We start from the raw sequence: 13,230 nt of genomic DNA, 5'->3' as shown, positions 1-13,230 counted from the left end.
GCCCCGGACGCTCTGCGTCCAGAATTGTTGGGACGCAGAGCGTCCCTAGATGCATTCCCACGCAGAGCGTGGGAACGATCAGTGTGGGAGCGGGCTTGCTCGCGAAGCTTTTCGGCTACTGACGGAACGGCGCGAAATTCACGTTGGTCCCCGCCGGACGCATGTCCTGCAGATACGAATCCTTGTCCGCACTCAATTCCAGGCTCAACGCCGCTTTGCGCTTGCCTTCATTGCGAATCACCAGCCCTTCGAGCTTTTCACGCAAAAACACCGTTGGCACTTTCAGGTGCAGCAGTTCGTCGGTGGCCGGCGTGTGCATCAGCAGGTGAATCCACTCGTACTGACCAATCGCCAGACGCGACACCGGCAGGTCGAACCACCAGATGTTGCGGTTGCGGTTCAGTTCGGCGAAGTGGCAGTTGTTGGTGCCGAGCACAGCGCCACCCAGTTCCTTGTTTCTACGGGCGATGGCGAGCGTTTTATCGAGTTTCATAACATTCCTGCGGGATCGGTTCATTGGCGCACGGCGCCCATATGTTGCGCATTCTCGTGGCAATGCACCCAAACATAAAGCCCAACCTGCTCGTCGCGACGAAATGATCCGGCGAAAAATAAATGAAACTTGGCGCAAACCCGGCCAGTCAATCATTACGTACTGACTTTTCCCCCTAATTGCACCAAGGAGAAACACCATGAGTAGCACAGGCGATAAAGTAAAAGGCATGGCCAACGAAGCAGTCGGCAACGTCAAGCAAGGCGTCGGTAAAGCCACCGACAACACCAAGCTGCAAGCCGAAGGCAAGATTCAAGAGAAGAAAGGCGAAGCCCAGCAAGCAGTCGGCAAAGCCAAGGACGCGGTCAAGAAAGGCGTCGACAAGGCGTAATCCAGCCTTGAACGAAACACACGAACGGCCATCCAAGGATGGCCGTTTTTGTGTCGAAATCCTGCTGACACCCGGCAAGGTTCGCCAAACAGGCTACCTTGATGTAAAAAACGGCCCCTGAGTCGCCACGACTTCAAACCTGTATAGCGGCGAAAGGAGACGCGAATGATATTTCCGGACATGAAAGGTCTGCCCCTGCACCGGGTGATGGTGCGCACGGTCACTGAATTCGTCGATGACGAAATGTCGACCTACGCCTCGGCACTGGCCTACCAGATGCTGTTCTCGCTGTTCCCGTTCATCCTGTTTCTGATCGCCCTGATCGGTTTCCTGCACCTGCCGGACTTTTTCTCCTGGCTGCGCCTGCAATCGGAACTGGTCTTGCCGCCGCAGGCACTGGAGCAAGTCAACCCGGTAATCGACCAGCTGCAGCAATCCAAGGGCGGTTTGCTCTCGGTCGGTATCGTTATCGCCCTGTACACCGCCTCCGCTGGCGTGCGCCTGATGATGAGCGCGATGAACGCCGCGTATGACGTGGTCGAAGGGCGGCCGATCTGGAAGCGTTTCCCGCTGTCGATTTTTTACACCGTGGGCATTGCCGGCATGTTGCTGGTGGCCGCCGCATTGATGGTGCTCGGGCCGCAAGTGATGGGCTGGATTGCCGCGCAGGTTGGTCTGGAAGAAGTCATCGTGACAATCTGGACGATCGCACGCTGGCCAGTGATCGTGATTCTGATGATGGTTGCCGTGGCACTGATCTACTACGTGATGCCCGACGTCAAACAGGAATTCCGCTTCATCACGCCGGGCTCGGTATTGGCCGTGGTGGTGTGGATCATCGCCTCGTTGGGTTTCGCGTTCTACGTGAAAACCTTCGCCAACTACAACGCGATGTATGGCAGCATCGGGGCGATCATCGTGCTCTTGCTGTACTTCTACATTTCCGCCGCGGTGCTGCTGCTCGGTGCGGAGATGAACGCGGTGATCGAGCACATGTCCAGCGAGGGCAAGGATGCGGGCGAAAAAGTCCCCGGCGAACTCGATGAACAACCCAAACAACACGTCTCGGGCCTGGGCCGCGATCATTCGCTCAAGCCGGACACTGACGAAGTCTGATCATGATCCGTGAAATTCTCAAAATGGGCGACGAGCGCCTGCTGCGCATCGCCCCGCCGGTGCCGCCGGAAATGTTCAACAGCCCCGAGTTGTGGCAACTGATCGACGACATGTTCCAGACCATGGAGAGTGTCGGCGGCGTTGGCCTGGCCGCGCCGCAGATCGGCGTTGATCTGCAACTGGTGATCTTCGGTTTCGAGCACAGCGAACGTTACCCCGACGCCGAAGCGGTGCCGCAGACGATCCTGATCAACCCGCTGATCACGCCGTTGAATCCGTTGATGGAGGAGGGGTTTGAAGGGTGTTTGTCGGTGCCGGGGTTGCGCGGTGCGGTGGATCGTTTTCAGCAGATTCGCTACGAGGGTTTTGATCCGAAGGGCGAGCCGATTGTGCGCGTGGCTTCGGGGTTTCATGCGCGGGTGGTGCAGCATGAATGCGATCACCTGATCGGCCGGTTGTACCCGTCGCGCATCACCGACTTCAGCAAGTTCGGCTTCACCGAAGTGATGTTTCCGGATCTCGATCCCACGGTTGACGATTAACCAGAATCAAAAGATCGCAGCCTTCGGCAGCTCCTACAGGGATAGGTGTAGGAGCTGCCGAAGGCTGCGATCTTTTGATCTTCACCCCAGGCCCATCGCAATCATCGGCTTGCTCCGCGCATAGCGGCTCAATCGCTCTGCCATCGCTTGCGGCAGGGCGGGGTCATAACTGAACCCGCGCCGCTCATAAAAACCACGCAAGTCCGGATGGCAGAACAGCCACACCGGCTCCGTCACATCCTGCACCGCCGCCGCAATCAATTGTGCGGCAAGCCCTTGCTCTCGGCACTGCGGATCAACCAACAACCCCGTCAACCAATGCCCTCCCGCCACCGGCCGCAAGCACAGTGCCGCCACAATCTCGCCCCGTCGCGCCACCCACAATTGCGCCTCGCGCACCGCTTTCATCGACGACTGGTGGCTGCGGTAAAACTTGTTCATCAACGGCCAGAGTGACGCGTCGAGCAGGCTGTACTGGGTATCGGGCATGGGGTCTGACTGTCGCTGGGCAAAGCGGCGATTATAAAAGAACGCGGGCCTGTGGATAGGTGTATACCTGACCTCACATCCCCTGTGAGTGGAGTACGCATCATGTCCAAAGGTATGGATTCAAAAAAAGCCGCGAAGAAGAAACCGGCCAAGACCGCGATTGAAAAACGTGCGGAGAAGAAGGCCAAGAAAGTCGACATCTTCGGTCACTGATCACGCCTTTCGGAAGCCCGGTTCTCGGGCTTCCCTGTTGATTGAAAATAATCTGCAAGATTCTCGGTGGTCGTTGCACAGAAAGGGAAGGAACCCGCAGCGAGCAACGCCATGCCCCATTATTTCGACGCCGCCCAGCGGCAACACATCGAAACCCTGCGCCAACGCTTCACTGCCCGCACCGAATGGCCGACCTGGTTGCTGCTGATCGCGGTGTATGGCGGCTGGTTTGCCATCCTTCTCAATAGCCATAGGCTCGGTCTCGGCCTGAGTACGTTGTTGCTGATTCCGCTGCTGGTGTTGTGGCTGTCGGTGCAGCACGAATTGCTCCATGGCCATCCGACCCGCTCCAAAGCGCTGAACAAAATCCTCGGTTATGCACCGTTTGCGGTGTGGTATCCGTACACGCTCTATCGCGACAGCCATCTGCTGCATCACCGCGACGAGGACCTGACCGTGCCCGGCGTCGATCCGGAAAGCCGCTACCTGAGCGCTGCACGCTGGCAGGGCCGTCCACTGTTCGCGCGCAGCCTGCACTGGCTGAACAAAACCGTACTCGGTCGCTTCGTGATCGGTGCGCCGCTGGCACTGATCGCACTGGCCACAGAAGAACTGCAACGGCTGAAAAACGCCGAGCGCCAGGCGTGGTTGATGTGGCTGACCCACGGCGCGCTGACCTTATTGATGCTCGGATTTATCGCCCGCTACAGTGCGCTGCCCGTGTGGCATTACGTGCTGCTGATCAGCGTGCCGGCACTGTCGATCGCGATGATTCGCTCCTACTATGAACATCGTCCGCACGCGCAACCGCAGCAGCGCAGCGTGCTCAACGAAGCCGCGTGGCCGTGGCGCTGGTTGTTTCTCAACCTTAACTTTCATCTGGTGCACCACGATTTGCCGGGGTTGGCGTGGTACGACTTGCCCAAGGTCTACTGGCGACATCGCGAGCAGTGGCTGGCGCGCAGCGGCGGGTTTCTGGTGCAAGGGTACGGGCAGTTGTGGCGCGAGCATGGCATCAAACCAATCGACAGCCCCGAGCATCCCTATCACTGAGCCAAAACCACCACCGTCCCCTGTAGGAGTGAGCCTGCTCGCGATAGCGGTCTGTCTATGACATCTACTGTGCATGACCCACTGCTATCGCGAGCAGGCTCACTCCTACATTTGGACATTCGTTGTCAGGGAATATGTGAATGACCCAACACCACGCCGAACTCCTCATGTACACCGCCCCCGAGCCCATCCGCGTGGCCAACGAGCGCTGGCTCGCGCGCATCCTTGAGCACCTCGGCCACACACGCCTGAACGCTGAAACCCTGTCATTGCCCGAACTCTGGCTATCCCCCAATTTGCTGCTCACACAAACCTGCGGTTATCCATTGATGACAGCGTTAAAAGGCCAGGTTCGAGTGATCGGCCGCCCGCGCTACGAACTCCCCGATGCCAGCGCCGGCAACCATTGCAGCCTGATCCTCAGCCGCGTCGATGATCCACGCGAAACCTTGCCAGCCTTTCGCCACAGCCGCGGCGTGATCAACAGCGACGACTCCAACAGCGGCATGAACCTGTTGCGTCAACGCCTCGCCCCGCTGCATCGGGATGGGCGGTTTTTCTCCTCGGTCGGCATCAGTGGCGGACATCGCGAGAGCCTGCGTTGGCTGCGTGAGAAACGCGCTGATCTGGCCGCCATCGACAGCGTCACCTTCGCCTACCTCGCGCGGCATGCGCCTGAGGAAGTCAGGGGATTACGTGTTGTTGGACGCAGTGCGTTCAGTCCGACCTTGCCTTTTATCACCGTTGCCAGTGCTACGGAGGAACAGGTCGAGCGATTGCGGCAAGTGATGAATCAGTCACTGCGCGAACTGCCGGATGTCGTGCAAACCTTGGGGTTGCCTGAAGTTTTGATGGCGGGTGAGGGGGATTATCGGGTGGTGCTCGACTATCAGCGTGAGGCGCAGGAATTGGGATATAGCGGCTTGCGTTGAAAGATCGCAGCCTTCGGCAGCTCCTACATACTCCTGTAGGAGTTGCCGAAGGCTGCGATCTTTTGATCTTGTATTCCATAATCGAATATAAAAATGATATTTAAATATTATTAATGCATAAGGCGCTTTGCTACGATCGCGCCACCGGAACACCGGACATTCAGCGACCCCTAACCCAGGAGCCCCTATGTCCGGCGCCGACCTTTCTCATCGCCAGCACCTCGACGGCTTGTTCCGCGCCCATCACCACTGGCTTTGCGCCTACCTGCGTGGTCATCTGCGCGACGCCGCCAGTATTGAAGACATCGCTGCCGAAACCTTCGCGCAACTGCTCGAAGCCCCTGCGCTGCAAGCGATTCGCGAACCGCGCGCACTGCTGACGACCATTGCCCGGCGCTTGCTCTTCCAGCGCTGGCGCCATGCTGATCTGGAGCGGCGGCATTTGCCCTCGATCGAGACGCAAACCAGCGCATCCCCGGAAGACATCGCGCACTTCAGTCAGGCACTGTCTCGCCTCGATCGCAGCCTGCAGCGGCTGCCCGGCAAAGTCCGCTCGACCTTTTTGCTCGCGCGCATCGACGGCCTGACTTATCCGCAAATCGCCGCTGAACTGGGCATCTCGCAACGTTCGGTCAGCGTCTATATGAGCCGTTCCCAGGCCCTGTGCAATCGCCACAGCGCCCGTCAATTCCTACAAGAAAAGAGGTCTGCATGAGATCGATCAAAACCCTGCTCGGCCGTTCGTTGCTGGCGCTGAGCCTGAGCGTCGGCGCCGTCTCGGCGGCTGAGAAAGCCGCGCCGATTCACTTCGGTGATATCACCTGGGAGAGCGGCAGTTTCATCACCGAAGTGCTGCGTCTGATCGTTGAAAAAGGCTACGGCTACCCGACCGACACATTGCCTGGCAGCACCGTCAGCCTGGAGGCAGCGCTGGCCAAAAACGATATTCAGGTGATCGGCGAAGAATGGGCCGGGCGCAGTCCGGCGTGGGTCAAAGCCGCTGCCGAGGGCAAGGTGTTTGGCCTTGGTGACACGGTCAAAGGCGCGACCGAAGGCTGGTGGGTGCCGGAGTATGTGATCAAGGGCGACCCTGAGCGGGGGATCAAGGCTCTGGCACCGGAGCTGAAATCGGTGGCGGATCTGCCGCGCTACAAAGAGCTGTTCCGCGATCCGGAAGACCCGAGCCGCGGACGTTTCCTCAACAGCCCGACCGGCTGGACCTCAGAGATCGTCAACAGCCAGAAGCTCAAGGCGTATGCGCTCAACGACAGCTTCGTCAACTTCCGCACCGGTTCCGGCGCGGCGCTGGACGCTGAGGTGGCATCGTCGATCAAGCGCGGCAAACCGGTGCTGTTCTACTACTGGTCGCCGACGCCGCTGCTCGGGCGTTTCAAACTGGTGAAACTGGAAGAGCCGCCATTCGATGCCGAGGCCTGGAAAACCCTGGCCGATGCCAATAACCCCAACCCCAAGGGCACCCGCTCGATGCCGGCAAGCCTGGCAATTGGCGTGTCGGCGCCGTTCAAGGCGCAGTATCCGGAGCTGGTGACGTTTTTCGAGAAGGTCGATCTGCCGATTGATCTGTTGAACCAGACACTGGCGCAAATGAGTGAAAAACGCTTACAGCCGCGGGCAGTGGCCGAAGCGTTTCTGCGCAATCAACCCCAAGTCTGGAAGCCCTGGGTCCCGGCAGAAGTAGCCACCCAAGTCAGCACCAACCTCTAACCGCGCCCCCTGTAGGAGCTGCCGCAGGCTGCGATCTTTTGACTTTGATTTTTTTCAAGATCAAAAGATCGCAGCCTGCGGCAGCTCCTACAGGGGGAATGCATTTCTCGCTGAACCGTTTTTTGTGCAAAAAGTGCCAGAGTCTGGCCGACTAGTGGCCTTGCGCACGGCCTCGCGCTGACTATGCTCCCCTGTAACTAACTATGTCGACCGTGCACGGTTAGTGCAGGAATTCATGCTGCCAGAGTGCGCAAGTCAAGGCACCGACACTGAACCAACAAGGAGCATCTTGTACATGGAAGTTCTTCAACGCGTTAGGGCTGGCCCGCGTGCGGGCTATCAAGAGAAGGATGTCTTGATTAGAGCGTCGCTGCATGGACACTCCGATTGATCATCATTTATCACCTGACAACTTCCTCCCGTGGAGGAATGCGTGTGCCTGTTCTGTGGAACGTAGTGGTGGATCGTGAAAGAACTGAACTTTCATCAAATCAAAAGTCCGCGCGGAAGGTGATACAACCATGTTCAACCTACATCACAAGGCTGACCTGCAGGAAATCGAGCGCTTCAGCTGCGCCCTGACCGAGGCCAATGCCAAGTTGGCGGCGATCAGCCGTTCGATGGCAATGATTGAATTCAGCCCTGACGGCATCGTCCTGGATGCCAATGAAAATTTCTGCAAGACCATGGGTTACAGCGCTGAAGAAGTGCGCGGCAAACATCACCGGGTGTTTTGCGAAGAAGCGTTTTACCGCAGTGAGGAATACGCCAAATTGTGGCGCGACCTGGCCCGGGGTGAACCGATCAGCGGCACGTTTCTGCGCCTGAACAAGGGCGGCAAGGAAGTCTGGCTCGAGGCCAGTTACATGCCCGTCTACGGCCCGGATAAACAGGTCAGAAGTGTGATCAAAGTGGCGGCGGACATCACCGCCCGGGTCAACAAGGAACACGAAGAAGAAAGCATGCTCGCGGCGATCAGTCGCTCGATGGCGGTGATCGAGTTCACCCCGGAAGGCAATGTCATCACTGCCAACGACAACTTTCTGAAAACCATGCAGTACTCGCTCAACGAAGTCGTCGGCCATCACCATAGCCTGTTCTGTCATCGGTCTGAGTCCGAGTCGGCGCAGTACAAGGCGTTCTGGGCATCGCTCAATCGCGGCGAATATCACTCCCATCGTTTTGAGCGCAAGAACAAGTCCGGGCAGATGGTTTACCTGGAGGCCTCGTACAACCCGCTGTTCGACGCCAAGGGCCGCTTGTACAAAGTGGTCAAGTTCGCCAGCGACATCACCCATCAGATGACCACCCTGCAAAACGCTGCCGAATCGGCCCACAGCACGTCGGTGCAAAACGACGCCTGTGCGCAGAAAGGCTCGCAAGTCGTGCAGCAGACGGTGCAGATCATCCAGGACATTTCCCGCGACCTCAACGAAGCCGCAGTGAGTATCGATGCGGTCAGCAAGCAGTCGGACATCATCGGCACCATCGTCCAGACCATTCGCGGCATTGCCGATCAGACCAACCTGCTGGCACTTAACGCTGCGATCGAGGCGGCGCGGGCCGGCGAACACGGGCGCGGGTTTGCGGTGGTGGCCGACGAGGTGCGCAGCCTGGCGGCACGAACCAGCCAGGCGACGCTGGAGATTGTCGATGTGGTGCGCAAGAACCATGATTTGTCGTTGAGCGCGGTGTCGAGCATGCAATCGAGTCTGAGCCGCACCGGGCTTGGCGTGGAACTGGCGAATGAGGCGGGGGCGGTGATTCAGGAAATCCAGCAGGGCTCACGGCATGTGGTGGATGCGATCAGTCAGTTCAATGAAACCCTGCAACTAAACTGAACCCGCTGAAAAAAGCGCTTATTCCTGGCCAGAGGACGGCAAGGAATGAGCGCCAGTGGGTATCGAGACCTGGAAGTCGCTATTGGAACTTCAAGCCTTTTTTAGCGGTTCAACAGTAATATCGATGGTGCCTTCAACTTGCCATTCCCTACCAAAATCATCCGGCAGGATTGCTTTGAAATTGCCCTTATAGGTGCCCTCCAGAAGATTTACTTCAAGCATTCCCGTCAGATCTTTGGACACTGAATATAAGTTATCGGCATAAATGATGGATGCCGTCAGGTCATCAAGTATGTGAGTGTCGGTATCGATCCCGTCTTTGAATTCGAACGTCAGGGTTTTGCCCTGATTGTCATTGGTTCGAATGACTTTGGTAGGAATAGGCGGCGCATTCGGAATGACGATAAACGACGTGGCCGCGTAGTCTGCCCTTGCCGGGGCGCCCGCCAGGGTAAATTTAGCGTTAAGGGTGTTAACCATGGATATCTCCTTATATCTGCAGTGAGGCGGGAATCTTATTGTTCCCGCCCCCGGATCATTGGCTTCACCGCCCTGGACGTCTACTGTCAGAAATTACAGGTAGCGTCGTTATCTGCCGCCATCCAGAAGAGCGGCCATAAAAAAAGAGCCCGTATTCAGGGCTCTTTTTTTGCAGACGACGTCAAAGCGTAGCGAGTAGTTTATCCGCCATCTTGTCGCTGTCCTTGACGTCGTTGACGTTCTCTTTCTCCGATTGTGCCAGTTGCATTTTGTCCTGCAAACGCTGGGCAATCTCTTTGCTGATCGCCAGTTGTTTCTCCGGCGGCATGTTGGCGATGTCTTCCTCGGTAATGCCCAGGTCCTTGAGGATGCTGTCGCGCAGGCGCTGTTCCGGCGTCTTGCTCATGTAGTCCTTGAACTCGTCGGTGGCGCTTTTGCCGGCGACGGAAGTGGCATCGGTGGATTGCAGGTTGACGCGGGTCTTGGCGAACGCCTCGTCGACGTTATCGCTGATGCGCGTGGCTTCGCTGACTTGTTGGGTGGCAATCTGCGTGGCTGAAGCCTGCACCTTGCTGGTGGCTTCGGTGCTTTGCGTCTGTACCTGGTTTTGCAGGGTTTGCAGCATCGCGCCGTGCAGGCCGCCTTGCAGACCGGCCGCCGCCGTGGCGGTGGCGTCTTCGGCTAACCGCTTGGGCAGCGGCAGCACTTCCATTTGTTTGGCACTGACCAACATGATGAATTGACCTGTAGGTAATGACTGACGGCCATACCCAGCAAATACCATGCCCTTGGAATAAAACCTTTTACTTCAAGGGCTTGATCAGACTATTGGACGGGAGATCGGCCATTCTTTGCCGCTGGGTGGCAGGGGATCACCGCCAGGTTTCAACGATGGGCAATGTTTTCCAGCGCCAGATTGCGTGTGCGCGGGCCGAACCAGCCGATGGTCAGCATCACGATCAACATGCTGCTGGCAATGAACGCCAACACGCCCGGCGTGCCGAAGCTGTCGAGAAAAAAGCCGATCAACAGACTGCTGAACACCGTCGACAAGCGACTGAACGAATAGCAGAAGCCCACTGCCCGTGCGCGGATATTGGTCGGGAACAGTTCGCTCTGGTACGAGTGATAACTGAAGCTCAGCCACGCGTTGCAGAACGTGATCATCACGCCGCAGAAGATCAGCCCGAATGCGCTGGTCTGCAGCGCAAACAACGTACCGAAGGTCATTGCGCCGAGGGCGGAGCCGACGATCTGCCATTTGTTCTCGAAGCGATTGGCGAACTTCACGAACAGCAACGGCCCGAGCGGGTAGGCGAGGGTGATGATGAACGCATACATCAAGCTGTGCGTGACGCTGACCCCCTGACCGGAGAGCAGCGCCGGCAACCAGTTGCCGAAACCGAAGAAACCGATGGCCTGGAAGATGTGGAAAACAATCAACATCAGTGCGCGACGGCGATAGGGTGGCTGCCAGATGTCGGCGAAACGACCCTTGCCTTCGACATCGACCGGCACGGTTTCGGGAGCGTCCAGCGGCTTGCCATGATCCTTCGCGCATCGTGCTTCGATGCCATCGAGAATCCGGTTGGCTTCATCAAAGCGGCCATTCTGCGCCAGCCAGCGCGGCGATTCCGGCAGACGCTTGCGCAGCCACCAGATAAACAGCGCGAACACCGCGCTCGCCAACACCACCCAACGCCAGCCGGACACGCCGAACGGCGCCTGCGGCACCAGCCACCACGACATCAGTGCCACCGCCGGCACCGAGAGAAACTGCACGAAAAACGCGAAGGCAAACGCCGAACTGCGCATGCGTTTGGGCACCAGTTCCGAGAGGTAGGCGTCGATGGTCACCAGTTCGATGCCCAAACCGATGCCGACCAGAAAACGCATGCCGATGATCCCCAGCGCCGAACTCTGAATGCCCATCAACACCGTCGCCACGGTGTACCAGACCAGCGCGAAGGTGAAGATCGCGCGACGGCCGAAGCGATCCGCCAACGGGCTGAGCAGGCTGGCGCCGAGGAACAATCCCAGAAACGTCGCCGAGGCAAACGCCGCCTGATCGGAGAATCCGAACACGCCTTGATTGCCGGTGGCGAAGATCCCGTCACGGATCAGGCCGGGGCTGATGTAGGCCGTCTGGAACAGGTCGTAGAGTTCGAAAAATCCACCGATCGACAGCAGCGCCACCAACCGCCAGATCGTCGCGACGGCCGGGAGGCGGTCGATGCGGGCGGACAGTTGGGCGGCGCGTATCGGGTCGATGCCGTCGCTTTGCGCGGCGGCGGAGGCATGTGCAGTCATGGGCAGGTCCATTTTTTATTGATGGAAAAGCTTAGCCTGCTATCGGAGTTTACGGATTGTGAATATCGGCGGTTTATCCGGATAAACCGCTGATTTCTCGCAATATCTGCTTACCAATTAACGATTTATGCCGCAGCCGCCGAATCGGGCAGCGCCGAGGCCGGCAAACCGAAAATCCGGTCAAACAGCCAGTTGAAGGCGAACGTGTAGCACGGGATGAAAATGATCAGCGCCAGATCCAGCAGAAACGCCTGCACCAGACTGATGTTCATCCACCAGGCGATCAACGGAATCAGGAACACGATCAACGTCAGTTGAAAACCCACGGAGTGAGCGATGCGGCGTTTGACCGTGCGCGTGCGCGACACCTGACGGCTTTCCCAGCGCTCGAACAGCGAGGTGTAAATGAAGTTCCAGGTCACGGCGATGGTGGTGATGATCACCGCCAACGGCCCGGTGCTGCCCGGGGAGGTGCCGGACAGCAGCGCCAGGCCGAGGGCGGAGAAGGTCATGCCGATCACTTCGTAGAGCGACACGTAGACCAGTTTGCGTTTGACGCCTTGCATGGGAATTGCCTCTTTCTTGCCGTTTGTTGGCCAGCAGGGCTGGCGAAGGCGACGAAAGATAGCTTCAATAGTGCTGACAGAAAAAGTCAGCTACTTTCAGTTTTGTTGATAGGTGTTCGACGTGAATTTTAACAGCGACAGCATTGAGCTGTTTCTAGCCGTGATTGAACGCGGCTCGTTTTCTGCGGCGGCTCGTGCGTTGGGTCGAGTGCCTTCCGCCGTCAGCATGAGTATTGGCAACCTGGAAGCCGAACTCGGTTATCTGCTCTTCGACCGCAGCCATCGCGAGCCGCAACCCACGGCGATGGCGTTGTCCTTGGTGCCGCACGCGCGACTGATCGCCGAACAACTCAAACAACTGCAAGTGCACGCGGTGGAGTTGTCGTTGGGGCTGGAGAGCAAGTTGTCGATTGGCGTAGTCGCGGACATTGATCGGCGGCGTTTGCTGGCGGCGATCAAAGTGATCGCCGAGCGCCATCCTTTGCTCGATATCGAAGTGCTGACAGCGCCGCAGGATGACGTGCTGGCGATGCTGCACAGCGGCCGGGTCAGCGTGTGTCTGGCGTTCGCCGGGTTGAGCATGAACGTGCTGGAGCGTTTTCAGTTTGTCGGCAGCGAACGGATGATCGCCACGCTGGCGGCGGACAGCCCGTTATTGCAGGGGCAGGATTTGTTCCTCGAGGATCTGGTGCATGTGCGGCAGATCATCGTCGCCAGTCGCGACTTACCGATCAGTGAGACGCGGCCGTTGGTGGCACAGTCGTATTGGCGTGCCGACAGCCTGGAAACGGCGATGGAAATGGTCGAGGCGGGATTGGGCTGGGGCAATTTTCCGCTGTCGGTGGTGCAGTCGCGACTGGACAACGGAAGGCTGAAACGCCTGAATTTCCGCAACATCGAAAACGGCCTGGTGATGCCGGTGCACGCGGTGTGGCTCAAGAGCCAGCCCTTACAGAAAGGCGCGCTGGCCCTTGTCGAGCCATTGGGTAACCCCCTGTAGGAGCTGCCGAAGGCTGCGACCTTTTGATGTTGATTCTAAAAGATCAGATCAAAAGATCGCAGGCTGCGGCAGCTCCTAC

General features: G+C 58.1%; 15 protein-coding genes and 1 pseudogene. 10 read left to right on the top strand and 6 right to left on the bottom strand.

Annotated features, from left to right (window positions below):
- Positions 1-115: 115 nt before the first annotated feature.
- Positions 116-493 (bottom strand): hypothetical protein, encoded by a 378-nt coding sequence (locus PMI37_RS15310; protein WP_008082340.1) that lies wholly within the window; start codon positions 491-493, stop codon positions 116-118.
- Between the two features lie 199 nt (positions 494-692).
- On the opposite strand from PMI37_RS15310, the gene PMI37_RS15305 reads away from it, so the two are divergent.
- The 3 genes from PMI37_RS15305 (at position 693) to def (ending at position 2,542) form a co-directional block, all read left to right on the top strand.
- The gene (locus tag PMI37_RS15305) at positions 693-884 is read left to right on the top strand and encodes a CsbD family protein (RefSeq protein WP_008082339.1); all 192 of its coding nucleotides are present in this window, start codon (positions 693-695) and stop codon (positions 882-884) included.
- Positions 885-1,049: 165 nt separating this feature from the next.
- Entirely contained in the window at positions 1,050-2,000 is a 951-nt protein-coding gene (locus PMI37_RS15300; protein WP_008082338.1) for a YihY/virulence factor BrkB family protein, read from the top strand.
- 2 nt (positions 2,001-2,002) lie between these two features.
- Positions 2,003-2,542 carry a peptide deformylase gene (gene def / locus PMI37_RS15295; RefSeq protein ID WP_008082335.1) on the top strand — a complete coding sequence of 180 codons (540 nt, stop codon included), beginning with the start codon at positions 2,003-2,005 and terminating at the stop codon, positions 2,540-2,542.
- Between the two features lie 81 nt (positions 2,543-2,623).
- Here def and PMI37_RS15290 read toward each other — a convergent pair whose 3' ends face one another.
- Positions 2,624-3,031 (bottom strand): GNAT family N-acetyltransferase, encoded by a 408-nt coding sequence (locus PMI37_RS15290; protein WP_008082333.1) that lies wholly within the window; start codon positions 3,029-3,031, stop codon positions 2,624-2,626.
- Positions 3,032-3,355: 324 nt separating this feature from the next.
- On the opposite strand from PMI37_RS15290, the gene PMI37_RS15285 reads away from it, so the two are divergent.
- The 6 genes and pseudogenes from PMI37_RS15285 to PMI37_RS32515 all read left to right on the top strand — a co-directional run bounded on the left by PMI37_RS15285 (position 3,356) and on the right by PMI37_RS32515 (position 8,795).
- Positions 3,356-4,297, top strand: coding sequence for a fatty acid desaturase (locus PMI37_RS15285; RefSeq protein WP_008082332.1), 942 nt, complete (start codon positions 3,356-3,358; stop codon positions 4,295-4,297).
- Positions 4,298-4,437: 140 nt separating this feature from the next.
- On the top strand, positions 4,438-5,229 hold the full coding sequence (locus PMI37_RS15280) for a phosphate/phosphite/phosphonate ABC transporter substrate-binding protein (protein WP_008082331.1): 792 nt from the start codon (positions 4,438-4,440) through the stop codon (positions 5,227-5,229).
- Between the two features lie 187 nt (positions 5,230-5,416).
- Positions 5,417-5,944: a sigma-70 family RNA polymerase sigma factor gene (locus PMI37_RS15275; RefSeq protein WP_008082330.1), complete on the top strand. Its 528-nt coding sequence runs from the start codon at positions 5,417-5,419 to the stop codon at positions 5,942-5,944.
- Complete coding sequence (locus PMI37_RS15270; protein ID WP_008082329.1) at positions 5,941-6,954, top strand: ABC transporter substrate-binding protein; 1,014 nt, start codon at positions 5,941-5,943, stop codon at positions 6,952-6,954. Before PMI37_RS15275 ends, PMI37_RS15270 begins: the two co-directional genes overlap by 4 nt.
- A 521-nt stretch (positions 6,955-7,475) precedes the next feature.
- Positions 7,476-8,252: pseudogene (locus tag PMI37_RS32520) on the top strand (PAS domain-containing protein); the annotation flags it as partial.
- A 3-nt stretch (positions 8,253-8,255) separates the two neighbouring features.
- Positions 8,256-8,795 (top strand): methyl-accepting chemotaxis protein, encoded by a 540-nt coding sequence (locus tag PMI37_RS32515; protein ID WP_232013121.1) that lies wholly within the window; start codon positions 8,256-8,258, stop codon positions 8,793-8,795.
- A 90-nt stretch (positions 8,796-8,885) separates the two neighbouring features.
- Here PMI37_RS32515 and PMI37_RS15260 read toward each other — a convergent pair whose 3' ends face one another.
- The 4 genes from PMI37_RS15260 to PMI37_RS15245 all read right to left on the bottom strand — a co-directional run bounded on the left by PMI37_RS15260 (position 8,886) and on the right by PMI37_RS15245 (position 12,151).
- The gene (locus PMI37_RS15260; protein ID WP_008082323.1) at positions 8,886-9,275 is read right to left on the bottom strand and encodes a hypothetical protein; all 390 of its coding nucleotides are present in this window, start codon (positions 9,273-9,275) and stop codon (positions 8,886-8,888) included.
- A 181-nt stretch (positions 9,276-9,456) separates the two neighbouring features.
- Positions 9,457-10,008: a hypothetical protein gene (locus tag PMI37_RS15255; RefSeq protein ID WP_008082322.1), complete on the bottom strand. Its 552-nt coding sequence runs from the start codon at positions 10,006-10,008 to the stop codon at positions 9,457-9,459.
- Between the two features lie 152 nt (positions 10,009-10,160).
- Complete coding sequence (locus PMI37_RS15250; protein WP_008082321.1) at positions 10,161-11,585, bottom strand: MFS transporter; 1,425 nt, start codon at positions 11,583-11,585, stop codon at positions 10,161-10,163.
- A 125-nt stretch (positions 11,586-11,710) separates the two neighbouring features.
- Entirely contained in the window at positions 11,711-12,151 is a 441-nt protein-coding gene (locus PMI37_RS15245; RefSeq protein ID WP_008082320.1) for a PACE efflux transporter, read from the bottom strand.
- A gap of 121 nt (positions 12,152-12,272) precedes the next feature.
- Between PMI37_RS15245 and PMI37_RS15240 the strand changes: the two genes are divergently transcribed.
- Positions 12,273-13,151 carry a LysR family transcriptional regulator gene (locus PMI37_RS15240; RefSeq protein ID WP_008082319.1) on the top strand — a complete coding sequence of 293 codons (879 nt, stop codon included), beginning with the start codon at positions 12,273-12,275 and terminating at the stop codon, positions 13,149-13,151.
- Positions 13,152-13,230: the final 79 nt, after the last annotated feature.

The organism is Pseudomonas sp. GM80 (genome assembly GCF_000282515.1).
GTDB lineage: Bacteria > Pseudomonadota > Gammaproteobacteria > Pseudomonadales > Pseudomonadaceae > Aquipseudomonas.
This window is presented reverse-complemented; position numbering and strand designations above follow the sequence as displayed.